This is a genomic window from Curtobacterium sp. MCSS17_007 (genome assembly GCF_003234175.2).
Classification (GTDB): Bacteria; Actinomycetota; Actinomycetes; order Actinomycetales; family Microbacteriaceae; genus Curtobacterium.
Window position 1 is genome coordinate 2,501,920 of the sequence record NZ_CP126257.1, and the last position, 24,487, is coordinate 2,526,406.

Consider the following 24,487-nt stretch of genomic DNA (forward strand, 5'->3'; position numbering starts at 1 on the left):
CTGCGCGCGCTGCGCGAGTACTCCGCGAAAGCGACAGACCTCCACGGAAGTTCCGTGGAGGTCTGTCGCTTTCGCAGACTGGTCTGGGCGGGCTCAGGCGGTCAGGACGGCCCAGCCCGCGGCCGGGAGGCGCAGGGTCCCGTCACCCAGGTCGCCCCCGCCCGCCTCGACCCGCGTCGCGTCGGCGGCGGGCACCTCGACCGGGTCGTCCGCAAGGTTCAGAGCGGTCACCACCGCCGCGTCCGCGGTCGCCGTCCGCAGCACGACCGCGGTGTTGGTCAGGTGCACGACGTCGGTGTGCGCGCGGTGCAGCCACGGGTTCCGCCGGCGCAGGGCGACGAGCGCCTCGACCGCGTGGGTCAGCTCGGTGGGCTCGGGTGGCGTCCCCGGCAGCTCCGGCCGGACGGCGTCGTCGCCGCCCTCGCGCTCCTCCTTCACCCCGGTCCAGCCGTACTCGTCGCCTGCGTAGAGCACGGGCGTGCCCGCGACGGTGAACAACACCGCCGCCGCGTGCCCGGCGAACCGCTCCCCCACGGCGCTGGCGATCCGGGTGACGTCGTGGTTGCCGACGAACGTCGTGGGCACGAACGTGGCGAGCAGGGCGTCGTGGCGCTCGACCGCGTGCGCGAGCTCGAAGCAGTTCCGGTCGGCGATCCCGTGCCACACCGCCTGCCAGAGCTCGTACTGCGTGGTCGAGTCCATCGTGGACTCCCGCACGATCGCGGCCGCGTCGCCGTGGATCACCTCGCCGCTGAACCAGGCATCCGGGAAGCGCTCGCGCACCCGTGGCAGCACCCGCGCCCAGAACGACGGGGGCACCGCGTAGGCCGCGTCGAGCCGCCACCCGTCGATCCCGCGGTCGAGCCAGTACGTCATCACCTCGACCACCAGGTCCTCCGCTGCCCGACCGTCGTGGTCGAGGGCGACGAGGATGTCGTGCCCCTCGAAGTCGCGCACCGGCACGGCGTCACCGGCCCGCCACCCCGACCGCTCGACCGCGAACAGCTCGGCAGTCGGTGCGTCCGGACCCTGCTCTGCGAGTGCCCGGAACGCCGGGTGCTCGCGTCCGACGTGGTTGAAGACGCCGTCGAGCACCACACGGACGCCACGCTCGTGCGCGGCGGCGACGAGCGCGTCGAGGTCGGACTCGTCGCCGAGCCGCGGGTCGACCCGGAAGTGGTCGACGGTGTCGTAGCCGTGCGTCGAGCTCGCGAACACCGGGCCGAGCAGCAGTCCGTTCAGGCCGAGGTCGACGACGTGGTCGAGCCACGGCACGAGCCGCCCGAGGCGGTGCTCGACCGGCCGTTCGTCGACAGGAGCCGCCGGGCGGACGTCGGCACCGACCGCACCGAGCGGGTACACGTGCCATAACATCGCGTGCTCGACCCAGGCGGGCTCGTCAGGACGGGGTGCGTTCGGCTCCGGGTTCACCGCTCCGATGCTGCCAGCCGTGCCTGGGCTGTGCGCGGGAGCGGACAGCGGGACCAGGATGGACGGCATGGGACGAGCGATCAGGACCGCGGCGGACGCCTCGGCGTCGGAGGCCGCACACGCCGAGCGGACCTGCGCGTCCTGCGGCCGGCGGATGCCGTCGTCCGCGTCCCCCGACGCGAAGTGGTGCTCGGCCGCCTGCCGGAAGCACGGTGTCGACGACCTCGACCACGCCCTCGAGCAGCGGATCGACGAGCTGCTGGCCGCCCGCGCGCGGACGTCGAGCATCTGCCCGTCGGAGGTCGCCCGCTCCCTCGAGCCCGACGACTGGCGACCGCTCATGGAACCGGCTCGACGTGCAGCGCGTCGCATGGTGGCCCGGGGCGAGGTGGAGATCACCCAGCACGGCAGCGTCGTCGACCCGTCGACCGCGAAGGGCCCGATCCGGATCCGACGCCCCCGGTAGGGAACACCTGTCGCCCGTGGACGTTGCACCACCACGATGACGAACACGACCGAACCGACCCCCGCCCGTCCCGGAGCCCTCGTCGTGGGTGCCAGCGGCATCACCGGCTCCGCCCTCGTCGACCACCTGCTCGCACTCGGGTGGGACGTGACCGCGCTCTCCCGGCGTCCGCTCGCTCGCGACGGTGTCCGCACGGTCGCTGCAGACCTCCGTGATCCGGACTCCCTGACGTCGGCCATCGCGGACGAGCGGCCGACGCACGTGTTCTTCACCGCCTGGCAGCGACAGGACACCGAGGCCGAGAACATCCGCGTGAACGGCGGCATGGTCCGTGACCTGCTCGCCGCGTTGGCACACGCGCCGCTCGCCCACGTCGCGCTCGTGACCGGGCTCAAGCACTACCTCGGCCCGTTCGAGGCGTACGCAGCGGGCGAGATGCCGGACACGCCCTTCCACGAGGAGGAGCCACGCCTCGACACCCCGAACTTCTACTACGCGCAGGAGGACGAGCTCTTCGCGGCCGCCGAGCGCCAGGGGTTCACGTGGTCGGTGCACCGCTCGCACACCGTCATCGGGTACGCCGTCGGCAACGCCATGAACATGGGCCTGACCATCGCCGTGCAGGCCACGCTCGCGAAGGAGCTCGGCCTGGACTTCGTGTTCCCCGGCAGCGAGGCGCAGTGGAACGGGCTCACCGACATGACCGACGCCGGCATCCTCGCCGAGCACATGGTCTGGGCAGCCACCAGCCCCGAGGGCGCCGACGAGCCGTTCAACGTGGTGAACGGCGACGTCTTCCGGTGGCGGTGGATGTGGCCGCGGCTCGCCGCGCACCTCGGTGTGGACCCGGCGCGGGTGGTCGGGTACCGGGACCGTCCTCGGCCGCTCGAGGAGCAGATGGCCCCGCACGAGGGGGCGTGGGCCGGCATCGCCGAGCGGTACGGCCTCGCCGAGTCCGACATCACGCGTCTGGCGTCGTGGTGGCACACCGACGCCGATCTCGGTCGGGCGATGGAGGTCGTCACCGACATGGGCAAGAGCCGCGAGGCGGGCTTCACCGCGTTCCGCCGCACCGAGCGGGCCTTCACGGACCTGTTCGACCGGTACCGCGCCGAACGTCTCGTCCCGTAGTCGTACCCCGCGCGACGCGGTCGGGGTACATCAACCTCGGATCGAGCCGCGAAGCGCGGTGACGGCCCTGGTTGTCTCGGTGGCACAGACGCCGGGGGCCCTCGGCGGTTCCCGGAGGAAGGAAGACACCATGTCGCTCGCAGACAAGGCCAAGGACGTCACGCAGAAGGTCGCCGGCAAGGTCGAGGAGGCCGTCGGCAAGAAGACCGACGACGCCGAGCTCACGCACCAGGGCCAGAAGGACCAGGTCATGGGCGAGGGTCGCCTCGACAAGGAGAAGGCCAAGGACGCGTTCGACGGCAAGTGATCGTCGACCACCCCTGACGCCCGCACCGCTCGTCGGTGCGGGCGTTCGCCGTCCCCGGGGGTCGGCTCCGCCGACCGCGACCGGGTCAGAACGCGTAGCGGATGCGGCAGGACGGCAGGTGCTCGGCCACCAGCTCGCGGAACCGCTCGACGAGCTGCCCCTTCATCCCCGACCGGTAGCGCACGTTGACCGCGCCGTTCTGCGACACCTTCTGCTCCTGCAGGTCCGGGCGCCAGAGCAGGTCCTCGGCCTTCGGGTGCCAGCCGAGGTTGACCTCGTGCAGGGGCTGGTTGTGCGTGAGGAAGATGACCTCGGCCGCGAGCTGCGCCTTCGCCGCCGGGGACAGCACGTCGTCGACCTGACGCAGCAGCTCGGCCCAGTCGGACTCCCACGTCGGCGTGAGGATCACCGGCGAGAAGTTGAGGTGCACCTCGTACCCGGCGTCGACGAAGTCGTTCACCGCTGCGACCCGCTCGGCGATCGGGCTCGTGCGGATGTCGGTCACCTTCGCCGTCTCGTGCGGCATGAGCGAGAAGCGGATGCGCGTGCGGCCCATCGGATCCCAGTCGAGCAGGTCGCGGTTGACGTACTTCGTCGCGAACGACGCCTTCGCGGTGGGCGTCATGCGGAACAGGTCGCAGAGGTCGCGCACGTTGTCGCTGATCATCGCGTCGACCGAGCAGTCGCTGTTCTCGCCGATGTCGTAGACCCAGGCATCCGGGTCGCACTGGTTCGGCTCGGTCTTCGGGCCCTGCTTCGCGATGTTCCTCGCCACGTGCTTCGTGATCTGCTCGATGTTCGCGAACACCGTCACCGGGTTCGAGTACCCCTTGCGTCGCGGCACGTAGCAGTAGGCGCACGCCATCGCGCAGCCGTTCGCGGTCGAGGGGGCGATGAAGTCGGCGGAACGCCCGTTCGGCCGGGTGACGAGCGACTTCTTGACGCCGAGCACGAGTGCCTCGGTCTTGATCCGGACCCAGCGCTGCACGTTGCGCTCGTCGCCGTGGACCTCGGGGATGTTCCAGTGGGACGCGACGGGCACGATCTCGGCGTCCGGCCAGCGCCCGAGGACCTCCTGCCCCCGCGGGAGCTCGAGGGCGGCGTCCTCGGCGTAGATGCGCCTGATGTCGAGCATGGGTCGCACGGGTGGTTCCGTCATCGACACCTGCCTACCGCCGACCACCGACGGTGCAGACTCGGGAGCATGCCCGCCGAACCCGACGACCACTTCTTCGTCGTCGACGGCCGACGGTGGCGCCGCACCGACCCCGCGCTGCCCGAGGACGTCGCCGCTGCGCTGCGCTCGCACCTCGGCCGCGGGCGGAACGCGGTCAAGCAGGCGAAGCGGGCCGGTGACGAGGAGGCCCTCGCCGCCGCCCGACGCCGGAACGGCCTGGCGAAGCACGGGCTCGGCGAGCGGGGGCCCGAGTGGTGGACCCGCCCCGAGGCCCACCGCATCGCCGATGCCGAGCGTGCCCTGGCCGACCTCGACGCCCTCGACGAGACCTCGTGACCCTCGTCCGCGCGCCTCGGTGGGAGCGCATCCTCACCGTCGTCGTGCTCGGGCCGCTCGTGATCTGCACGGGCATCGCACTCCTCAGCGTCGTGTTCATCCCTGGCTCGTCCGCGCGGGCAACCGTCGGGGCCCTCGGCGCACTCCTCGTCATCACGGGGAGCGTCCTGTCCGTCCGGGCATCACGCGTCGGTGTCCGTCTGTCCGACGACGAGCTGCGCTACGACGGGTTCCTGGTCTCGTGGCGGGCACCGCGGGACGGGATCACGACCGTGCTCGACGACGGTTCCGTCGAGTGGCGGGACGACCGCGGCGCCGGCCAGCGGCGACAGATCTGGCTGCTGACCCAGGCGTGGGAGGACGACGGCACGAGGTTCGCTCAGCTCTGGCGCTGGCGACGCGAGGGCCTGCTCCGCGTCCGCGACTGGGCCGCCGCCCGCGCCGTCTGATCCTTCCCAGAACGCTTGCGCTGGGAAGTGGGAACGGGCGTACCTGATCGATCCACTTGATCAGGTACGCCCGTTCCCACCGGGTACGCCCGGAAGCGCCAGCTGCCTGCGAGCGCGCGGGCACGGTGCCGCGCGCTACGCCTCGGTGTGCCCCAGGTCCGGCTCGAGGAGCATGCAGACCGTGCGGGACGCCGAGGCGTGCAGCTCGAACACGACGACCTCGTTCCGACCGGCACGCAGCACCGGGCCCGGCACGGCCAGGGTCTTCTGCGGCCCCCGGGACCAGTACCGCCCGAGGCAGAAGCCGTTCACCCAGGCGACGCCCTTGCGGAAGCCGTCGAGCGACAGGGAGCGGTCCTCGGTGGACGTCAGGTCGAACGACCCGGCGGCGAGCACCGGTCCGGCCAGCACGTCACCGGCGCTGGGCGACAGCGCCGCGAGCTGGTCGACCGCGGCCGGCGCGATCGGGTCGAGGGCGAGCGGCGACGACGACCACCGGGCGAGGGGCACACCGTCGACCGCCACTCCCCCGATGAGGCCCTTCGGCTCGCCGATGCGCGGCCCGTAGTCGACGCGGCCCTGGTCCTCGACGAGCAGCTCGAGGGTGCCGGTGACCGGCGGGAGCGTGATCGCCCGGTCGTGGTGCTCGCGCTCGAGGACGCCGACGACGACCCCGTCGACGGAGACGACGGCCCGGTCGCGGACCTCGGTGCTGACGGTCAGGACACCGCCGTCCGGCAGGTCGACCTCGGTCCGGTACAGCACGAAGCCGCTGGCGGCACCGAGTGCGTCGAAGGTCGGCGGCTCGTCGTGCGTCGACCAGTCCGTGAGTGCGGGCAGCAGGGTGCGCAGGGGCGCGACCCGGTCGAGCCGGACGGCGACGTCCGCGGCGGGCGCGGGGCGAGCCTCCCGGCCGGCGACGGACGCAGCGGCACCAGCGGACACAGCGGACGCGTCGGACGCACCGGCATCGGACAGCACACCCGACCCACCGGGCTGCATCGACGCCGGCAGCGGCGGGACCGGCGCGTACCGCTCGATCACCGACCGGAACGCGTGGAACTTCTCCGTCGGCCGACCGGCCTCGTCGAGGGGTGCGTCGTAGTCGTACGACGTCGCGATGGGGCGGTACACGCCCTTGTCGTTCGCACCGTTCGTGAACCCGAAGTTCGTGCCCCCGTGGAACATGTAGATGTTCACCGAGCCGCCGGCGGCGAGCAGGTCGTCGAGGTCCGCCGCCGATGCCGAGGCCGGGGTGGTGTGGTGGTGCTCACCCCAGCTGTCGAACCAGCCGTCCCAGAACTCCGAGCACATGAGCGGTCCGGTCGGCTGCGCCTGGCGTAGCCGGGCGAGCCGTTCCGTCGAGCGGGAGCCGAAGGACCCGGTCTTGTGCAGCGAGGGCAGCGAGCCGTCCTCGAGCATCGATCCCATCGGCTGGTCGACGCTCGTGAAGGGCACGGTCAGGCCGATGTCCCGGTGCATCTGCTCGAGCGAGCGCAGGTACGCGGCGTCCGACCCGTACGCGCCGTACTCGTTCTCGACCTGCACGAGCACGATCGGGCCGCCCTGGTCGATCTGGCGCGGCACGAGGACCGGCGCCAGCTGGTCGAGGTACTCCTGCACGGCTGCCAGGAACCCCGGCTCGTTCCGGCGCACCCCGACGGTGCCGTCGGCGAAGAGCCAGTACGGCAGGCCGCCGTTCGACCACTCGGCACAGATGTAGGGGCCCGGGCGGACGATGGCGTGCATGCCCTCGTCGGCGACGAGGTCGAGGAACCGGCCGAGGTCGAGGCCGCCCTCGAAGCTGAAGGTGCCGGGACGCGGCGCGTGGGCGTTCCAGGCGACGTAGGTCTCGATGGTGTTGAGGCCCATCAGCTTCGCCTTGCGGATCCGGTCCTGCCAGAGGTCCGGGTGGACGCGGAAGTAGTGGATCGCGCCGGACAGGACCCGGTGCGGCTCGCCGTCGAGCAGGAAGTCGGTGTCGCCGATGGCGAAGCGCATGGTGTGTCTCTCTCGTGCGACGGGGCCGCGCGGACGTCGCGTCCGCACGGCCCCGGGGTGTGGGGAACGCGGGTGTTACTTGCTCTCGACCGTGAAGCCCTGGTCCTTGCCGTACTTGACGAGAGCCTTCTGCCACGCCTCGAGACCGCTCTCGAGCGAGGTGCCGTTCTGGTAGGACTGCCCGACGGTGTCGGCGTACACGCTGTTCGCGTACACCTGGTACGGCAGGTAGGTGAAGTCGTTCGCGGACGTCTTCGAGGCGTCGACGAGGACCTTGTTGATCTCCTGCCCGCCGAAGTACTCCGGCTTCTCGTTCAGGAACGCGCTCGACTCGAGGTCGGCGGTGGTCGACGGGAAGCCGCCGGACTCCATGAAGACCTTCGTGGACTCCTCGGAGGAGTTCAGCCACTTGAGGAAGCCGGCGGCCAGGGCCGGGTTCTTCGTCTGCTTCATGACCGCCTCGGCGCTCCCGCCGTTGCTCGCGGTCTGGGCCGTGCCGCCGTCGTAGGTCGGCATCGGCGCGACGCGCCAGTCGCCCTTCGCGCCCGGGACGCTCGCCATCAGGTTGCCGGGCATCCAGGCGCCGGTGACCATCGTGGCGATCTCGCCGTTGCCGAGCTGCTTGTACCAGTCGTCGGTCCAGCCGGTGGTCTTCGACAGCAGGCCCTGCTCGACGAGCTGGTCCCAGGTCTTCGTCCACTTCTCGGTGCCGGCGTCGTGCAGGTCGATCGTGACCTTGTCACCGTCGGTGGTGAACGGCGTGCCGCCCGCCTGGGCGATCATGCTCGTGGTGAAGCCGGCGTCGCCGGAGTCGGCGGCGATGTACTTCGTCGGGTCGGCTTCGTGCAGCTTCTTCGCGGCGGCGACGTACTCGTCCCACGTCTTCGGCACCTCGATGCCGTACTCGTCGAAGACCTTCTTGTTGTAGAACAGCGCCATGGGGCCCGAGTCCTGCGGGAGCCCGTAGACCTTGCCGTCCATCGAGACGTTGCTCCAGGTGCCCTTCGAGAACTTGCTCTCGAGGTCGTCGAAGCCGTACGAGGACAGGTCGACGAGCGAATCCGACAGGGCGAACTGCGGCAGCGCGTAGTACTCGACCTGCGCGACGTCGGGGGCGCCCGAGCCGGCCTTGATCGTGTTCTGCAGCTTCGTGTACTGGTCGGCACCGGTGCCGGCGTTGACGAGCTTGACCTTGACCTTCGGGTACTGCTTCTCGAACGCGGCGACCTGGTCCTTCGCGGACGGGGTCCAGGACCAGTAGGTCAGCGTGCCGCCGTCCTTCAGGGCCTTGTCGATGTCGTCCGCCGAGCCGCCGGCGGAGCTGCCGGAGGCGCAGGCCGTCATCGCGATGGCGGCGGTGACGCCGATGGCGAGGGCGCTGAGCCCGCGCCGGAGTCGCTTGTTCATGGGTTGCCTTCCACTTCTTCGTGTTTCGGGGGCATGGGGTGGTGCTGCAGTGTGCCGGTCGGGAGGCGCGTGGCGGGCTGCCGACGTACCTCCCGTCCGGTGGGTCAGGCCTTGACGGACCCGGCGGCGAGGCCGGACTGCCAGAAGCGCTGGAGGAAGAGGAACGCGACGACGATCGGGATGATCGTGAGGAGCGATCCGGTGACGACGAGGTTGTAGATCGGCTGCGCGCCGGAGCCGGTGGCCTGCGCGTTCCACTGGTTGAGGCCGACCGTCAGGGGGTACCACTTCGGGTCGCTCAGCATGATGAGCGGCAGGAAGTAGTTGTTCCAGGTGGCGACGACCGCGAAGAGCAGGACCGTCACGACGCCCGGGGTGAGGAGCTTGAGCGCGATGGTGAAGAAGATCCGGAACTCGCCGGCGCCGTCCATGCGGGCGGCCTCGATGAGCTCGGTCGGGATCGCGTCGATCGCGTAGGTCCAGATGAGGTACATGCCGAAGGGGCTGATGAGCGACGGCAGGATGATCGCCCACGGGGTGTTCGTCAGGCCGAACTGCGAGAAGAGCAGGAAGGTCGGGACGGCGAGGGCGGTGCCGGGGACGGCGATCGCGCCGAGGACGACGGCGAACACCGCCCGGCGGCCGGGGAACTGGAACTTCGCCATGCCGTAGCCGGCGACGGTGGCGAGCAGTGTCGCGCCGCCGGCGCCGACCACCACGTACAGCAGCGTGTTGCCGAGCCACTGCATGAAGATGCCGTCGTTGTAGGTGACGGTGTCGACGATGTTCTGCCAGAGGTTGAAGTCGCCGCCGAACCACAGGCCGAACGTCGACAGCAGCGACGCCTGCGTCTTCGTGCTGTTCACGAGCAGGTAGAACAGCGGCGCGAACGAGTAGACGACGAAGACGACCATCACGGCGGTCAGCAGACCGGAGCGCTTCACCTTGCGTCCGTCGACGGGGCGGCGGTTGCGTGATCGGCCCGACCGGGAGGCGCGGGCCGCTCCGTCGCGCGGGTCGCGCTGGGTCGTGGTCGCCTCGGTGACCGTGGCCGGGGTGGTCGCGCCGGCGGCGGGCTGCTGCAGGGTGCTCATCGGTTCTCCTGGCGGGTTCCGCGGACCTGGACGACGTAGGCGATCACGGCGGTGATGACGCCCATGACGATGGCGACGGTGGCGGAGTAGTTGAACTGCTGGCCGCTGAAGGACAGCGAGTAGGCGTACATGTTCGGGGTGAAGGCGCTGCCGATGACGTTCGGGGCGAGGGTCTTCAGCAGGTTCGGCTCGTTGAAGAGCTGGAAGCTGCCGATGATCGAGAAGATCGTGGCGATCACCATCGGGCCGCGGAGGGCGGGCAGCTTGATCGAGAAGACGGTGCGCAGCGGGCCGGCGCCGTCGAGCTCGGCCGCCTCGTAGAGCTCGCCGGGGACGACGCGGAGTGCCGCGTAGAAGATCAGCATGTTGTAGCCGAGGAACTCCCACGTGACGACGTTGCCGATGGACGTGAGGACCCAGGTCGGGCTGAAGGGCTGGAGCAGGTCGATGCCGAGCGCGTCGTTCGCGGCACCGGTCAGGCCGAACTGGTTGCCGTAGATGAAGCCCCAGATGAGGGCGGCCACGACGCCGGGCACCGCGTAGGGCAGGAACACCGCGATGCGGAAGAACCCGGTGCCCCAGAGGCGGGCGCTGTCGAGGGCGAGGGCGGCGACGAGGGCGAGGCCGAGCATGATCGGCACCTGCACGACGAGGAACAGGGCGACGCGGCCGAGGCCCTCCCAGAACGCGGCGTCCTGGAACAGCTGCACGTAGTTGGCGAACCAGACGAACTGGTTGCCGCCGATGAGCTGGTCGCGGAACAGGCTGAGCCAGAGGGCGTAGCCGATCGGCACGATGAGCATCGCCACGAGGACGACGACGAAGGGGCCGACGAACAGCCAGCCGGTGTACCGCCCCCGGGGCTTCGGGCGGCGAGCGGTCGGCCGCGGGGCGGAGGCCGCCTCGGCCGGGCGCGCTGCGAGCGTGCTCATGTGACTCCCTTGTCTGCTGCGTTCGTGTTCCGGACCCCGCACCCGCAGGTGCGTTCGGGACGTACGCTGCCTGCGCTGGCACCGATCCGGAGGACGTCGATGTTGACGTCAACATCGAACGACGTCACCGTAGCATGGCAACGTCAACATGCACTAGCGTTCGGGGAAGTCGAACGGGAGGGAACCACGTTGTCGACCGATCTGACCGCCAGCCGCCGGGCGCCGTCGATGGCCGCGGTGGCCGAAGCCGCCGGTGTGTCGATGCAGACGGTCTCGCGCGTCGCACGCGGGTTCGACAACGTCAGCCCGGTCACCCGTGACCGCGTGCAGCGGGCGATGGACGCACTCGGCTACCGGCCGAACCGCGCCGCCCGCGCCCTGCGCTCGGGCCGCTTCCGCACGATCGGCGTCATCATGTTCACGCTCGCGTCGTTCGGCAACATGCGCACGCTCGAGGCGATCGCCGACGCTGCCGGGGCAGCCGACTTCACGATCACCCTGCTGCCGATGGCCTCGCGCACCGAGGAGGGGGTCCGCTCGGCCTTCTCACGGCTGCACGAACAGGCCGTCGACGGCGTGGTGATCATCATCGAGTCACACATCATCGACACGGCCGAGGTCGCCCTGCCCGACGGCGTCCCGATGGTCGTCGTCGACTCGACCGGCACCACCGAGCACCCGGCGATCGACACCGACCAGGCCGACGGCGCGCGCCAGGCGACGCAGCACCTGCTCGACCTCGGCCACGAGACGGTGTGGCACGTCGCCGGTCCCGAGTCGTCGTACTCCGCGGCCCGGCGCCTGGCCGCGTGGCAGGACACCCTCGAGCGCGCCGGCCGGGCGGTCCCGCCGGTGTTCCACGGCGGGTGGACCACGGAGCACGGCTACGCCGCGGGGCTCGAGATCGCCGCCCGGTCGGAGATCACGGCGGTGTTCGCCGCGAACGACCAGACCGCGCTCGGCGTGCTCCGGGCCGCGCACGAGTCGGGCCGGCCGGTGCCGTCGTCGCTCAGCGTGGTGGGGTTCGACGACTCCCCCGAGTCCGACTCGTTCTGGCCGCCGCTGACGACCGTGCACCAGTCCTTCGACGAGGTCGGCCGCCGTGCGGTGGCCACCCTGCTCGACCAGATCGAGGGCGCACCGGTCCACCCCGCGACGGACCTCGTCCCGGTGCGCCTGGTCGAGCGGTCGAGCACCGCCGCTCCGCCGCATCCCTGAGCGAGCCGGACGTCACCGGACCGAGGGGCGGACACCCTCCTCGGACGCGCGCGGCGGGATGACGATCCGTCGGGCGGTCACGCCGAGGGCGGCCTCCTGCAGGAGCACGTTGTTCGAGCGCGCCCACCGTCGGAGGAGCGCGAAGGCCTCGTCGAGGTCGACCTCGTGCGTCTGCGCCAGGAACCCCTTCGCCTGCTCGATCGCCACGCGGCTGTCGAGCGCGCGCTGGAGCTGGTCCTGCGTCCGGACTGCCTGGTCCGCGCTCCGCTGCTGCAGGATGCTGAGCGACGCGACGTCGGTGAGCGCGCGGATCGCGGCGAGGTCTCGCTCGTCGAGGGGCCCCGGGCGCGAGCGGAACAGGTTCATCGAGCCGAGCACGGTGTCCCGCGACCGCAGGGGCAGCGAGTACACGGACACGAAGCCAGCGGACGCGGTCGCCTCGGCGAAGAGCGGCCAGCTGCGTGTCATCTCGTCGAGGTCGTCTGCCGAGCGCGGGGTCCCCGTGCTCCAGGCCTCGACGCAAGGGCCGGCGCCGGTCTCGAGCTGCAGCAGCTCGAGCAGCCGGGCTCGCGCTCCGTTCCCCGCGACGACCTCGAGCTCCTGGCGCTCGTTGGCCAGGGTGATGCCGACGGCGTCGAGCGCGAACAGCTCGACGACCTCGTCGACCAGCGTCTGCAGCATCTCCACGACGTCGTACTCGCCGACGAGCGTGCTCGTCGCGACGAGGAACGCGTCGATGAGCCGCCGTTCTCGGTCCTGTTCCATACCCCGCCGCCTTCCCGCCCGGCAGTCGAGGTGACCGGAGGACCTGGTGCCACCATAGGCGCACACGACCACGAGCCACGCCGGATGTCCCCGAAGGGTCGGGAAACGGGCCCGGGGTGGCCCGGACAGGACCGAGACCGGTGCGGGCGCCCGACGGGAGCAGACTGGCCGCATGACCACCTTCAGCTCCGTCACCGTGCTCGGCGCGGGCGTGCTCGGCACCCAGATCGCGCTCCAGACCGCCCGCCACGGCATCCCCGTCGTCGTGTACGACATCAGTGACGACGCGGTCGCCGCCGGCCGCGAGCGGCTCGCCGGCATCGTCGAGCAGTACCTCGGCGACGTCGGGCAGGACGCCCGACAGGACGCCGACGCCGCCGTTGCGCGCATCGCCTTCGAGACCGACCTCGCACACGCCGTGGCCGACGCGGACCTCGTCGTCGAGGCCGTACCCGAACGCCTCGCGACCAAGCGCGAGGTCTACGCCCGGTTGGCCGAGGTCGCGCCGGAGCACACGGTCTTCGCGACGAACTCCTCGACGCTGCTGCCGAGTGCCATCGCCGACGCGACCGGACGACCCGACCGCTTCCTCGCCCTGCACTTCGCGAACCACGTGTGGCGGCAGAACACCGCCGAGGTGATGGGCACCGAGCAGACGGACCCCGCGGTGGCCGACCGCGTGGCGTCGTTCGCCGAGGAGATCGGCATGGTCCCGATCCGCCTGCACAAGGAGCAGCCGGGCTACGTCCTCAACGCACTGCTCGTGCCGTTCCTCGACGCCGCCGCGGGCCTGGTGCTCCGCGGTGTGGCCGATCCCGAGACGGTCGACACCACCTGGCGCATCGGCACCGGGGCACCGGTGGGGCCGTTCCAGATCTACGACATCGTCGGGCTCCGCACCGCACACGCGATCGCGAGCGCCTCGCCCGATCCGGGCGCCCGGGCATGGGCGGAGCACCTGCGCACCGAGTACCTCGACCAGGGCAAGTACGGCATGGAGTCGGGCGAGGGCTTCTACCGGTACCGCTGACGCCGCTGTCCCGCCCGGGACGCCGACCTCGCCGGATGGGAGGCGCGTGGCGACCCCGCCACGCGCCTGGCGTCCGTCCTAGGCTCACCGGATGGAACTCGTCGCGCCCGCCCGCAGCTACTTCCCGTCGTTCGCGCGCTCCCTGCAGGAGTGGGACGGCGCTCACCAGGACGGCGCCGGCGTCCGCGACGCCGCGGCGATCGCCGACCGGGCCGGCTTCGAACGGTGGGTCGACCAGCTCCTCGCCGAGGAGACCGTCCCCGCCAGCCCCGACCACGTGACGTGCACCTACCGCTGGATCGTCGAGGGTGACGAGTACCTCGGCAGCATCGCACTCCGCCACGAACCCAACGGCTTCCTCCGGTCGTACGGCGGCCACGTCGGGTACGGCGTCCGCCCGTCGGCACGGGGCAGGGGCCTGGCGTCCGCGGCGCTCGCCCGGGTCGTCCACCTGGCCGGCCAGCGTGGGATGCCCGAGGTCATGCTGACCTGCGACGTGACGAACCCCGCGTCCCGCCGGGTCATCGAGCACGCCGGCGGACGGTACGAGCGCAGCGTGGTCGACCCGGACGGGCACACGTTGCTGCACCACTGGATCCGCACGGGCGCCCACGCACGACCCGACGTCACGGACGTGGCGATCGTCGGCGGCCCCGAACCGCTCGCGGTTGGCCTGCACGAGTACGACCCCGGATGGGCCGTGCGCTACGAGGAGCACCGCTCGCGGATCGACGACGCCCTCGGCGGGCAGCACGTCACGATCGAGCACATCGGGTCGACCTCGGTGCCGGGGCTGGCGGCGAAGCCCATCGTCGACGTCGTGGTCTCGGTGCCCGACATCACCGAAGAGGCTGCCTGGCTCGACCCGCTGCTCGCCGCGGGCTACGAGCTCCGCGTCCGCGAACCCGGGCACCGCCTCGTGCGGACGCCGGAGCGCGACGCGCACGTGCACGTGTACGAGCACGGCGCGCGGGCGGTCGACGAGTACCTGCTCCTCCGCGACCACCTCCGGGCCGACGAGGCCGACCGCCGGCGCTACGAGGACACGAAGCGGGCGCTGATGGAGCGCACGTGGGACGACATGAACGCGTACTCCGACGCGAAGACCGCCGTCATCGAGGAGATCAAGGGCCGGGCTCGCGCGTCGTCCCGCTCGCGGACGTCACCGTCCTGACGGCGCCGAGCCGATCGCCGAGACGTCGCTGCCACCCGGGATCACGAGCCGGCGCTCGACCACGTCCTGGGCGATGTCGTGGAGCCGGCGCTGGCTGGTCCGGGCGTACTCGCGCAGCAGGGCGAAGGCGTCCTCGACACCGACGCGGTGGGTGTGCGCCAGGAAGCCCTTGGCCTGCTCGACGACCACGCGGCTGTCGAGCGCCTGCTGCAGCTGCTGCTGGGTCCGGAGCGCCTGGTCGGCGCTGCGCTGCTGCAGGATGCTGATGGTGGCGACGTCCGTCAGCGCCCGCGCGGCGAGGGCGTCACCCTCGTCGAGGAACCCGCGCTCGGTGCGGAAGAGGTTCATGGACCCGAGGACGCTGTCGCGGACGCGCAGCGGGATCGAGTGCACGGCGACGTAGCCGGCTCGCTCGGCCTCGGCCGCGAAGAGCGGCCACCGGCTGCGCATGTCCTCGGGACCGTCGACGACGACCGTCGCGCCGTTCGCGTACGCCTCGACGCACGGGCCCTCGCCCGATTCCAGCTGCAACAGCCCGAGCAGGGCGGTCTCCTCGCTCGTCGCGGCGACCACCTCGAGGTCACCGCGCTGGTTCGCGAGCATGATGCCCGCGGCGTCCACGCCGAAGAGGTCGGCGACGTCCTCGACCAGGCTCTGGAGCATCTCCACGACGTCGTACTCGGCCACGAGCGTGTCCGTGGCGGCGAGGAAGGCGTCGAGCAGCCGTCGCTCTCGGTCATCGGTCATGGCGTGGTCCCTCCTGGTTCGTCGGACGGCGCACCACTGAGGTCGAGCATCCGTGCGAGCACGGCCTCCGCCGTCTCCACCACCGAGCGCCCCGAGGAGAAGGCGGCCGCCCGGAGCAGCAGTGCGGCGTCCGACGTGGTGGTGCCGGTCTGCGCCGCGACCATGCCCACCGCCTGGTGGACCTGTCGGCGAGAGTACGCCCCCGCGCGCGTTGCGCCCGGCAGGTCGTCCTCGGCGAGGCGCAGCCCGCGGGCGAGGACACGGCTCGCGGTGACCCCCGTGAGCCGGACGAGTCGTGGGACCTCGTCGTGCCGGAGTCCGGTGCCCGACCGCGCGTACAGCGTCACCGCGCCGACGTCGAGACCGCCGACGCGCATCGGGAAGGCGAAGACGGCGGTCGCGCCCGCTCCGAGCAACGCCTCCCGCGCAGCGGGCCACGCGGCGATCGGCGCTCGATCGAGGTCGTCGTGGAGTTCGGGCTCACCGGTCCGCACCGCCTCCCAGACCGGCCCCTCCCCGAGGTCGATCTGGATCTCGTCGCCGCGCGCTGCGAAGGGGTTCGTCGCGCTGACCGTCTCGGACCCGAGCAGGTCCCCGAGGGTCGAGATCGCGACGCCGTCGACCGGCAGGCCCAGGAACGGTGCGACCAGGGCGTCGTCGTCGTCCCCGGCGCTCGTCGGGGCCCCCGGTGCGGTCCCGGTCACGGCTGCACCTCGATCAGTGCTCGGGACGACCCGGGGGTGGCCTGGTGTCCGTCCGTCACCGAGGTCCTCCCTGTCGTTCCCGTCGCCCGTGTCGCCGCTCGGGGGCGATCCCACCGTACTGAGCGGCCGCGGACCTCATCGCGAACGGCACGCCTGGTCCGGCTCACCCGCGCACTTCGGATCGTCTCCCCGGCTGCGCTTTGCGTGGGGACGCCGCTGTCCTACGGTGGGGGCAGCTGCCCCAGACCCCGGCCGCTTCCGGACCACGACATCCGAGCCGTTCAGGGGTGAGCACGATGATCAGCAGTGATCCCGAGACCGGGCCGCGTACGCGGACGACCTACGCGCCTCCCGTCCGCGCCGAGGACCACCCGGCATCGAGCGTGGGGTGGCGCACCCGCGTGGGCCCGACCGACCCGGCCGTCCTCGCCGCGCAGGTCCGCCTCCGGACCGCCGGCTTCGGCCCCGACGCGTCGTACGACGCCTTCTTCCGACCGTGAGCACGGCGACGATCCCGCGGCCCCACACGCTGTCGACGGCGGAGTCCGAGCGCCACGAGGACACGGCTCCGATCCCGTCGCGGCACGCCGTCCGGCTCGAGGCGCTCGGCACCAGCCCCGACGGCGTCGTCGCGGAGGTCGGTGGCCTGTACGACGGCCGTGGGTGGGCGGCGCACGCGACCGACCGGCCCTTCGCGTACCGGTACACGGCCGTCGGCGACGACGCGGTCACGCTCCGTCGTTCGAAGATCGCCGGCGCCATCCGCGGCGCGATCCCCCGCACCGACGACTACATCGTGCAGTGGCTCACCGAGGGAGCCGGCGTCCCCGACGTGCGGCGCGACCGGGTGCCGCTCACCATCGGCGTCCCGATGCTCTTCCCGACCGACCGCGAGTTCGTCTTCGAGTACCAGGACTACGACCAGCGCCTCGTGCACCTGTCCCGGTCCCTCGTCCACGACGTCGCCGAGGAGCGCTACCGCACCGGTCCGGTGGAGGACCTCGCACTCGACCACCTGCGGACGCTCGACCCGGCTGCCGTCGCCCGGTGGCGCGGCCAGATGACCCTGCTCGCACGGGAGCTGCGGAACGGGGTGGGCACGCTGCTGTGGCAGACGCTCACCCGCGACGCCGCGGCGGCCTTCCTCGCGCTCTACCCGCCGGCGCTCCCGGAGATCCCCGAGGTCGTCCTCCTGCCGCGGTTGTCGCGGCTCCGGGCTGCGGTGGAGTTCATCCACGAGCACGTCCACGAACCGCTCACGGTGGGCGCCATCGCGCGCGCCGCGGACCTCAGTGTCCGCTCGGTGCAGGAGGCGTTCCAACGGCACCTGGACTGCACGCCGATGACGTACCTGCTCCGGGTCCGCCTCGAGCGCGTCCGGATCGAGCTGCTCCGCTCGGACCCGGGAACCACGACGGTGCAGGAGGTCGCCCGCCGCTGGGGGTTCGCCCACCTCGGGCGGTTCTCCGGCACCTACGCGCAGGCGTACGGCGAGTACCCGCGACGCACCCTGCGACGCTGACCGGGCGGGGGCTCAGTCCCGCAGGTCACCGTCACGGGTGTCCGGCACGGTCCCCGCACGCGACGACCTCGCGTCCTGCGACGACCGGGCATCTCGCGACGACCACGTCTCCATCGACCGCACGAAGTCGTCGAGGAACCGCCCGAGCTCGGTCTGCGTCTCGGCCTCGTGCTGCTGTCCCCGGTCCACGCGAGCACTGTAGGCACGAGCCCCGCCGGATCGAGCATCTGCGCGGAGATGGGACAGCGCCGTCGCCCTAGGCTGCCCACATGAGCACCTCCGTCCGTCCGGTCACCCCCGATGACGCCGCCGCGTGGCAGCAGCTGTACGCCGGGTACCGCGCCTCCTACCACCTGCCGGACGACCCGGCGGCCGTCCGCACCACGTGGAGCTGGGTCTCGGAGAGTGCGCACGGCATCCTCGGTCTGGTCGCCGAGGACGCGGACGGCCGGCTCGTCGGGCTCGCCGACCTGCGCCGCTTCGCCCGCCCGTCGTCGGCCACGACCGGGCTGTACCTCGACGACCTCTTCACGGCGCCGGAGGCACGCCATCGCGGCGTCGCGACCGCGCTCCTGCGGGAGGCCGCCGCCGTCGCCGCCGCCGAGGGGGCCAGCGTCGTCCGGTGGATCACCGCCGAGGACAACGCCACTGCCCGCGCCGTGTACGACCGCGTCGCCACCGCGACCCCCTGGGTCACGTACGACATGCGGCCTCCCGCGGACTGACCGCCGGACGGGAGGTACGGCGCAGGACCGCGTCGCGCCTCCCGTCGGGCACGTCCCGGGTCGCCAGGCCCGTGGCGGGGCCGCACCGCGCCTCCCGTCCGGAACGTCGCACCACGAGCGGAGGGCACCGGTCCGCTCGCGCGGGCCGGTGCCCTCCGTGCTCACTCGACGCTCACCGGAGCGCTCGCCGAGGCGTTCGTGCGCCGACCGTGGTCGGCGGTCGGGTCAGCCGATCGACACCGCGGTCCAGGAGACCGGCGGCAGTTCGATCGTGATCGTGTCGCCCTCGCGGCGGACGGTCTCGTTCGTGCGGAGGCCGACGCGCTCGCGGTCCGCGAGGTCGTTGACGGCGTGCACGTCGTCGTCCCAGAGGCCCTCGGCGTGGACGTCGCCCTCGACCGACAGGCCGGCGAGGTCGATCGTGACCGTGGTCGACTCGGTCTGGTGGCGGTTGACGAGGAACACCGCCGCCTTGCCGTCCTCGACCGTGGCGGCCGAGTCGACGACCGGCACCTCGCCGTACTTGCCGCCGTCGACGGTGTCGCCCGAGGCCTTCACCTGCAGCGAGGTCCCGTTCGCGAGCCGCGACGTGACGGAGAACGGGAAGAACGTCGTCTGGCGCCAGGCCGGGCCGCCCGGTTCGGTCATGATCGGGCCGATGACGTTGACGAGCTGCGCGAGGCTCGCCGACGCCACACGGTCGGCGTGCCGGAGCAGCGAGATGAGGAGCCCGCCGACGACGACCGCATCGGCGACCGTGTAGACGTCCTCGAGCAGACGGGGTGCGACCGGCCACTCGTCGAGCGTGAAGGTCTTGGCCTGCGCCTCCCAGCGCTTGATCGACCAGACGTTCCACTCGTCGAACGAGATGTCGATGCGCTTGTCCGACTTCTTGTGCGCCTTGACGTGGTCGGCAGCGGTCGTGACCGTGTCGATGAAGTGGTCCATGTTGACGCCCGAGGCCAGGAACGACGGCATGTCGTCGTCCTCCTCGTAGTACGCGTGCGCCGAGATGTAGTCGACGTCGTCGTAGGTGTGCTCGAGGACGGTGCGCTCCCACTCGCCGAACGTCGGCATCGAGGCACCGGACGAGCCGCACGCGACGAGCTCGAGGTCGGGCTGGATCTGGCGCATGGCCTTCGCCGTCATCGCGGCGAGCTTGCCGTAGTCCTCGGCGTTCTTGTGACCGAGCTGCCACGGCCCGTCCATCTCGTTGCCGAGGCACCACATCTTGACGGCGAAGGGCTCCTGGCGGCCGTTCGAGCGGCGGTACTCGCTCAGCGCGGTACCGGCGTCGATGTTCGCGTACTCGAGGAGCTCGATCGCCTCCTGCGTGCCGCGGGTGCCGAGGTTGACGGCGAGCATGAGCTCCGAGCCGACGCGGTCGAGCCAGTGCTGGAACTCGTGCAGGCCGACCTCGTTCGTCTCGGTCGAGTGCCAGGCGAGGTCGAGGCGGCGGGGACGCTGCTCGACGGGGCCGACCCCGTCCTCCCACTTGTAGCCGGACACGAAGTTGCCGCCGGGGTAGCGGATCGCGGAGACGTTCAGCTCCTTGACGAGGTCGATGACGTCCCTGCGGAAGCCGTGCTCGTCGGCGGTCTCGTGCGCGGGCTCGTGGATGCCGTCGTAGACGTGGCGTCCGAGGTGCTCGACGAACCCGCCGAACAGGCGACGGCGCACCGGCCCCACGGTGAACGCGGCGTCGAGGACGAGGTGTGTGCGGGGCATGGATCTCCTTCGATCTGCTGGGGCAAGTGCGCCGACGTGATCGGCCCGGTACGAAAGTGAGCGCTCACGTCTGCAAGAACGCTAGCGGGTTTCGCCCCCGTGGGGAAGCCGGTCCGCGTCCTCGTCGTGACGTTCACGAAAGGGGTGGCGGACCCTCGGGTGGATCGCTAATGTGAGCGCTCACGGAGCAACGACCGCTCCGCTCGGCCCGTCCCGATGGAGTGATGCCATGCCGATCCGACCAGCCGTACCCACCCCGCAGTCCCGCGGCGGTGCCTTCACCCGGCGGACACTGCTCGCCGGCGCAGCCGCCGGTGCCGCCGTCCTGCCGCTCGCCGCCTGTTCGAGCCCGATCGCCGCCGGCATCGCCGGCGCCCCGCTCAACCCGGAGACGCTCGTCTTCTGGAACCTGTTCGGCGGCGGCGACGGCGTCCGCATGCAGACGATGGAGGACGGGTACGCGAAGCAGCACGGCGGTTCGTCCTCGCTGCAGGCGACGACGTTCGCCTGGGGCAACCCGTACTACTCGAAGGTCACACTCGCCACCGTCGGGAACAAGCCGCCGGACGTCGCGATCGCCCACCTCACGCGCGCGAAGCCGCTGTGGGACGGCGACCTGCTCGACCCGATCACGGACGACGACCTGGCGAGCGTCGGCCTCAGCGCGAGCGACTTCAACCAGAAGGCCTGGACCGCGCAGAAGACCGACGGCAAGAACATCTGCATCCCGCTGGACACGCATCCCTTCGTGCTGTTCTACAACGTCGAGGTGTGCAGGAAGGCCGGCCTGATCGACGGCGACGGCACGCTCAAGGACCTCGACGGTCTCGAGAACTTCGAAGCGGCACTGGCCGCCGTCGCGAAGGTCACCGGCGGGACGGCGCTCAACGTCGCGAACGTCGTACCGGAGACCGCGACCCCGTGGCGCTTCTTCTGGACGATGTACAACCAGATCGAGGGCGCGACGCCGTTCATCAGCGACGGCGGCGCGAAGCTCACCGTCAACGAGGACGCCTACAACACGGTCACGGAGATGACCCAGAGGTGGGTCGGGGAGGGCTGGCTCAACAAAGCGCTCGACTACGCGACGGCGCAGTCGCTCATGTTCGACGGCAAGGCCGGCTTCTTCATGCAGGGCGAGTGGGAGATCAGCACCGCGCAGTCGATCAAGGGGCTGGAGTTCGGCATGGTGCCGATCCCGCAGCTGTTCGACAAGCCGGCGACGCAGGCCGACTCGCACACCTTCATCCTGCCGAAGAAGGACCGCACGCCCGAGCAGCGCAAGGCGCACATGCTCTTCATCAAGCAGATGCTCGAGCAGAGCCTCACCTGGGCCGAGGGCGGACACGTGCCGGCCTACATGCCCACGTTCGACAGTGCGCAGTACAAGGACCTCCGGCCGCAGTCGAACTACGCGTCGGCCGCCGAGTCCGCGGTCTTCGACGACCCGGCCTGGTACGGCGGGTCCGGCTCCACCTTCGAGGGCATCGTGGGCGCCCAGCTCGCGCTCGTCCAGCAGGGCAGCAGCTCCCCCGCCCAGGCACTCTCGGCGATCAAGGGCCAGCTCGCGACCTACCTCAACACCCCGAGCCCGCTGTGACCGGGCACGTGATCCCCCTCGTCCGAGTGGACACCGCGCGAAAGGCACGATGACGTGACCGCTGCACCAGTTCTCACCCGACCCACGGACGCCGCCACCGTCACCCAGCGCGCACGTCCCCGCACGAACGCGACCAACCGGGGCCAGGGCCGTTCCGGCTGGCTCTTCCTCGCGCCGTTCGGCCTGTTCTACGTGGCCTTCCTGCTCGGCCCCACCGTGTGGATGCTCGTCACGAGCTTCTTCAACACCTCGACCGTCCGCACCGGACTCGGCAGCTTCGCGGGCTTCGCGAACTACGCCGAGATGCTCGGACGGAGCGACTTCTGGTCGTCGCTGTGGCACACGCTCCAGTTCACGCTCTACACGACGCCGCCACTGGTGGTCCTGGCGTTCGTCTTCGCGGTGCTCACGAACCGGATGAACCGCGGCCAGTGGTTCTTCCGCCTGGCGTTCTTCCTGCCGTTCATCCTGCCGTCGGCGACGATCTCGCTCATCTGGGTGTTCATCTTCACGCCGTCGACCGGTCTCTGGGCGAGCCTGCAGTCCGCCCTCGGCATGACGCCCGGCTCGGGGATGCTGTCGAGCCCGAACACCGCGATGATCGGCGTCGCGATCGCCACGGTCTGGTGGACGCTCGGCTTCAACTTCGTGCTCTACCTGGCCGGCCTGCAGGAGATCCCGCGCGAGCTGTACGAGGCCGCTGCCGTCGACGGCGCCTCGAACTGGCAGCAGATCAAGTCGATCACGCTCCCGCTGCTCGGCCGCACCACCACCCTCGTGATCCTGCTGCAGATCATCGCGTCGCTGAAGATCTTCGACCAGGTGTACCTGATGACGAACGGCGGTCCGGGCATCTCGACCCAGGTCTCGCTGCAGCTCATCACGGGCGTCGGCTTCACCGACAACCGCCTCGGCGCCGCGTCCGCCGCGTCGGTGCTCCTGTTCATCGTGATCGTCGCGATCGCGGTCATCCGGCAGCTCGTCGAGCGCGCTGCCGCCAAGCGAGAGATCGGGGCCTGACATGACCGCCACCGAGAGCATCACGACCTCCCGTCCCCGCAAGCTGCGCTCCGGCGTCTCGGCGGCAGCGCCCGCCAACGCCGCGAAGATCGGCGTCTCCGGCAGGGGCTTCAACATCGTCGCCGCGGTCATCCTGACCGTGTTCGCGATCATCTGGCTCATCCCGAGCCTGTTCGCCCTGAAGACGTCGTTGTCCGACAACGGCGTCGCGGCGCTCGGCGCGAACGCGATCCTGTCGAACTGGAACCCGACGCTGCACTCCTACTCGACCCTGTTCCGGTCGGGCGACATCTGGAACTGGTACCTGGCCAGCGGCATCACGAGCGTCGTGACCGCCGTGCTGACGGTGCTGTTCGCGTCGATGGCGGCGTTCGCGCTGTCGCGGCTCGTGTTCCGCGGCCGGAACATCGCGTTCCTGCTGATCATCCTCGGCATCATGATCCCGACGCAGGTCCTGATCATCCCGATCTTCCAGGAGCTCAACGCGGTCGGCCTGCTCAACACCTACTGGTCGGTGATCTTCCCGCAGGTGCCCGCCGTGATCGCCGTGTTCATCTTCAAGCAGTTCTTCGACGGCATCCCGAAGGAGCTCGAGGAGGCGGCGCGCATCGACGGCGCGGGCATGTGGAAGATCTACTGGTCGGTCATCCTGCCGCTCTCGCGCCCCGTGATCGCGGCGGTGACGATCCTGACCTTCGTCGGCGTTTGGAACAACCTGCTCCTGCCGCTGTTCGTGCTGTCGAACCCGGACCTCATGACGATCCCGGTCGGGCTCGCCACGGTGCAGGGCAGCTTCGGGCAGCGCTACGCCGACATCCAGGCCGGTGCGATCCTCGCGGCGCTGCCGCTCATCATCCTCTACCTGGTCTTCCAGCGGCAGATCGTGGAGGGCGTGACGGGCTCGGGCCTGAAGGGCTAGACGACGGAACGCGTGCGGACGGGACGCACGGTGCCAGCTGGCACCGTGCCTCCCGTCCGTCGTGTGGCAGGGCCCGTCTCCCGCCTGCCGAACCTCCCTGGTCGGAACGGGCGCACCTGATCGAACCGGGCGTACCTGGTGGGTCTGAGCGACCCGGTACGCCCGGGATCACCAGCCATCGCGTCCGTCGTGGGAAGGAACGGGCGGCGGGGAGCTGGGTCAGAGCGGGTCGAGCCGCGTCCGCAGCAGGCAGAACTCGTTGCCCTCGGGGTCCTGGAGCACGTGCCAGGACTCCTCGCCGGTCTGCCCGACGTCGGCGGGACGTGCGCCCAGGGCGAGCAGTCGTTCGAGCTCGGCGTCCTGGTCCTGGTCGACCGGGGACAGGTCGATGTGCAACCGCAGGGTCTGGGCCGGCGCGTGGTCGACCCGGTTCAGGATGATCGTCGGGGTGGCACCGCCGAAGCCCGACGCGGGACCGATCTCGACGCCGTCCTCGTCCTTGCCGAGTTCGACGTAGTCCAGCACCGCGCACCAGAAGCGCGACAGCGCCTCGGGGTCGCGGCAGTTCAGCACGAGTTCGCTCAGTCGGACGCTCATGCCCGCA

The 24,487-nt window shown here is 71.0% G+C and carries 26 protein-coding genes; 14 read left to right on the forward strand and 12 right to left on the reverse strand.

The genetic code is table 11. The annotated features are described in order from the left end of the window. Positions 1-93: 93 nt before the first annotated feature. The gene (locus DEJ22_RS11855) at positions 94-1,374 is read right to left on the reverse strand and encodes an alpha-amylase family glycosyl hydrolase (protein WP_220033789.1); all 1,281 of its coding nucleotides are present in this window, start codon (positions 1,372-1,374) and stop codon (positions 94-96) included. A gap of 124 nt (positions 1,375-1,498) precedes the next feature. On the opposite strand from DEJ22_RS11855, the gene DEJ22_RS11860 reads away from it, so the two are divergent. The 3 genes from DEJ22_RS11860 to DEJ22_RS11870 all read left to right on the forward strand — a co-directional run bounded on the left by DEJ22_RS11860 (position 1,499) and on the right by DEJ22_RS11870 (position 3,335). After that, the gene (locus DEJ22_RS11860; RefSeq protein WP_111227820.1) at positions 1,499-1,897 is read left to right on the forward strand and encodes a DUF3253 domain-containing protein; all 399 of its coding nucleotides are present in this window, start codon (positions 1,499-1,501) and stop codon (positions 1,895-1,897) included. A gap of 36 nt (positions 1,898-1,933) precedes the next feature. After that, positions 1,934-3,028 carry an SDR family oxidoreductase gene (locus DEJ22_RS11865; RefSeq protein WP_111227819.1) on the forward strand — a complete coding sequence of 365 codons (1,095 nt, stop codon included), beginning with the start codon at positions 1,934-1,936 and terminating at the stop codon, positions 3,026-3,028. A 130-nt stretch (positions 3,029-3,158) separates the two neighbouring features. Beyond that, the gene (locus tag DEJ22_RS11870; RefSeq protein WP_111227818.1) at positions 3,159-3,335 is read left to right on the forward strand and encodes a CsbD family protein; all 177 of its coding nucleotides are present in this window, start codon (positions 3,159-3,161) and stop codon (positions 3,333-3,335) included. 85 nt (positions 3,336-3,420) lie between these two features. Here the strand turns inward: DEJ22_RS11870 and DEJ22_RS11875 are convergent, their stop codons facing one another. Further along, positions 3,421-4,494, reverse strand: coding sequence for a spore photoproduct lyase family protein (locus tag DEJ22_RS11875; RefSeq protein ID WP_111227900.1), 1,074 nt, complete (start codon positions 4,492-4,494; stop codon positions 3,421-3,423). 45 nt (positions 4,495-4,539) lie between these two features. Between DEJ22_RS11875 and DEJ22_RS11880 the strand changes: the two genes are divergently transcribed. Together DEJ22_RS11880 and DEJ22_RS11885 are read left to right on the forward strand one after the other, a co-directional pair. Further along, entirely contained in the window at positions 4,540-4,848 is a 309-nt protein-coding gene (locus DEJ22_RS11880; protein WP_111227817.1) for a biopolymer transporter Tol, read from the forward strand. After that, positions 4,845-5,297, forward strand: a complete 453-nt coding sequence (locus DEJ22_RS11885; protein WP_111227816.1) for a hypothetical protein — start codon at positions 4,845-4,847, stop codon at positions 5,295-5,297. The genes DEJ22_RS11880 and DEJ22_RS11885 overlap by 4 nt, the downstream gene beginning before the upstream one ends. A gap of 135 nt (positions 5,298-5,432) precedes the next feature. On the opposite strand, the gene DEJ22_RS11890 is transcribed toward DEJ22_RS11885, so the two are convergent. From DEJ22_RS11890 to DEJ22_RS11905, 4 genes are all read right to left on the reverse strand, one after another. Beyond that, positions 5,433-7,298 (reverse strand): glycoside hydrolase family 35 protein, encoded by a 1,866-nt coding sequence (locus DEJ22_RS11890; RefSeq protein WP_111227815.1) that lies wholly within the window; start codon positions 7,296-7,298, stop codon positions 5,433-5,435. Between the two features lie 75 nt (positions 7,299-7,373). After that, on the reverse strand, positions 7,374-8,705 hold the full coding sequence (locus tag DEJ22_RS11895) for an ABC transporter substrate-binding protein (protein WP_111227814.1): 1,332 nt from the start codon (positions 8,703-8,705) through the stop codon (positions 7,374-7,376). 104 nt (positions 8,706-8,809) lie between these two features. Beyond that, positions 8,810-9,799 carry a carbohydrate ABC transporter permease gene (locus tag DEJ22_RS11900; protein WP_111227813.1) on the reverse strand — a complete coding sequence of 330 codons (990 nt, stop codon included), beginning with the start codon at positions 9,797-9,799 and terminating at the stop codon, positions 8,810-8,812. Further along, complete coding sequence (locus DEJ22_RS11905; RefSeq protein ID WP_111227812.1) at positions 9,796-10,731, reverse strand: carbohydrate ABC transporter permease; 936 nt, start codon at positions 10,729-10,731, stop codon at positions 9,796-9,798. Before DEJ22_RS11905 ends, DEJ22_RS11900 begins: the two co-directional genes overlap by 4 nt. Before the next feature lie 228 nt (positions 10,732-10,959). Here DEJ22_RS11905 and DEJ22_RS11910 point away from each other — a divergent pair, with 228 nt between their 5' ends. Then, complete coding sequence (locus tag DEJ22_RS11910) at positions 10,960-11,949, forward strand: LacI family DNA-binding transcriptional regulator (protein ID WP_111227811.1); 990 nt, start codon at positions 10,960-10,962, stop codon at positions 11,947-11,949. Between the two features lie 12 nt (positions 11,950-11,961). On the opposite strand, the gene DEJ22_RS11915 is transcribed toward DEJ22_RS11910, so the two are convergent. Further along, positions 11,962-12,714, reverse strand: coding sequence for a GAF and ANTAR domain-containing protein (locus DEJ22_RS11915; protein ID WP_181430941.1), 753 nt, complete (start codon positions 12,712-12,714; stop codon positions 11,962-11,964). A gap of 172 nt (positions 12,715-12,886) precedes the next feature. Between DEJ22_RS11915 and DEJ22_RS11920 the strand changes: the two genes are divergently transcribed. Both DEJ22_RS11920 and DEJ22_RS11925 read left to right on the forward strand, forming a co-directional pair. Then, positions 12,887-13,744, forward strand: coding sequence for a 3-hydroxyacyl-CoA dehydrogenase (locus DEJ22_RS11920; protein WP_111227809.1), 858 nt, complete (start codon positions 12,887-12,889; stop codon positions 13,742-13,744). Between the two features lie 91 nt (positions 13,745-13,835). Further along, entirely contained in the window at positions 13,836-14,918 is a 1,083-nt protein-coding gene (locus tag DEJ22_RS11925; RefSeq protein WP_258379681.1) for a GNAT family N-acetyltransferase, read from the forward strand. Here DEJ22_RS11925 and DEJ22_RS11930 read toward each other — a convergent pair. Both DEJ22_RS11930 and DEJ22_RS11935 read right to left on the reverse strand, forming a co-directional pair. Beyond that, positions 14,907-15,665 (reverse strand): GAF and ANTAR domain-containing protein, encoded by a 759-nt coding sequence (locus DEJ22_RS11930; protein ID WP_111227808.1) that lies wholly within the window; start codon positions 15,663-15,665, stop codon positions 14,907-14,909. The genes DEJ22_RS11925 and DEJ22_RS11930 overlap by 12 nt on opposite strands. Further along, positions 15,662-16,369: a GAF domain-containing protein gene (locus tag DEJ22_RS11935; protein WP_181430939.1), complete on the reverse strand. Its 708-nt coding sequence runs from the start codon at positions 16,367-16,369 to the stop codon at positions 15,662-15,664. The genes DEJ22_RS11930 and DEJ22_RS11935 overlap by 4 nt, the downstream gene beginning before the upstream one ends. 296 nt (positions 16,370-16,665) lie before the next feature. Between DEJ22_RS11935 and DEJ22_RS11940 the strand changes: the two genes are divergently transcribed. Both DEJ22_RS11940 and DEJ22_RS11945 read left to right on the forward strand, forming a co-directional pair. After that, on the forward strand, positions 16,666-16,869 hold the full coding sequence (locus tag DEJ22_RS11940) for a hypothetical protein (RefSeq protein ID WP_146241784.1): 204 nt from the start codon (positions 16,666-16,668) through the stop codon (positions 16,867-16,869). Beyond that, positions 16,866-17,891 carry a helix-turn-helix transcriptional regulator gene (locus DEJ22_RS11945; protein ID WP_111227805.1) on the forward strand — a complete coding sequence of 342 codons (1,026 nt, stop codon included), beginning with the start codon at positions 16,866-16,868 and terminating at the stop codon, positions 17,889-17,891. Before DEJ22_RS11940 ends, DEJ22_RS11945 begins: the two co-directional genes overlap by 4 nt. A gap of 12 nt (positions 17,892-17,903) precedes the next feature. Here the strand turns inward: DEJ22_RS11945 and DEJ22_RS11950 are convergent, their stop codons facing one another. Further along, positions 17,904-18,080, reverse strand: a complete 177-nt coding sequence (locus DEJ22_RS11950) for a hypothetical protein (protein WP_181430938.1) — start codon at positions 18,078-18,080, stop codon at positions 17,904-17,906. Between the two features lie 80 nt (positions 18,081-18,160). Between DEJ22_RS11950 and DEJ22_RS11955 the strand changes: the two genes are divergently transcribed. Continuing rightward, positions 18,161-18,616, forward strand: coding sequence for a GNAT family N-acetyltransferase (locus tag DEJ22_RS11955; RefSeq protein WP_111227804.1), 456 nt, complete (start codon positions 18,161-18,163; stop codon positions 18,614-18,616). Between the two features lie 225 nt (positions 18,617-18,841). Here DEJ22_RS11955 and arfA read toward each other — a convergent pair whose 3' ends face one another. Then, positions 18,842-20,344: an arabinosylfuranosidase ArfA gene (arfA, locus tag DEJ22_RS11960; protein WP_111227803.1), complete on the reverse strand. Its 1,503-nt coding sequence runs from the start codon at positions 20,342-20,344 to the stop codon at positions 18,842-18,844. 229 nt (positions 20,345-20,573) lie between these two features. Between arfA and DEJ22_RS11965 the strand changes: the two genes are divergently transcribed. Genes DEJ22_RS11965 through DEJ22_RS11975 form a run of 3 tightly spaced genes read left to right on the forward strand, consistent with a single transcriptional unit; the run spans position 20,574 to position 23,883 of the window. Beyond that, positions 20,574-21,944 (forward strand): extracellular solute-binding protein, encoded by a 1,371-nt coding sequence (locus tag DEJ22_RS11965; RefSeq protein ID WP_111227802.1) that lies wholly within the window; start codon positions 20,574-20,576, stop codon positions 21,942-21,944. A gap of 54 nt (positions 21,945-21,998) precedes the next feature. Continuing rightward, positions 21,999-22,964: a carbohydrate ABC transporter permease gene (locus DEJ22_RS11970; protein ID WP_111227801.1), complete on the forward strand. Its 966-nt coding sequence runs from the start codon at positions 21,999-22,001 to the stop codon at positions 22,962-22,964. 1 nt (position 22,965) lies between these two features. Beyond that, the gene (locus DEJ22_RS11975) at positions 22,966-23,883 is read left to right on the forward strand and encodes a carbohydrate ABC transporter permease (protein ID WP_111227800.1); all 918 of its coding nucleotides are present in this window, start codon (positions 22,966-22,968) and stop codon (positions 23,881-23,883) included. Positions 23,884-24,102: 219 nt separating this feature from the next. Here DEJ22_RS11975 and DEJ22_RS11980 read toward each other — a convergent pair whose 3' ends face one another. Further along, positions 24,103-24,480 (reverse strand): VOC family protein, encoded by a 378-nt coding sequence (locus DEJ22_RS11980; protein ID WP_111227799.1) that lies wholly within the window; start codon positions 24,478-24,480, stop codon positions 24,103-24,105. Positions 24,481-24,487 lie beyond the last annotated feature (7 nt).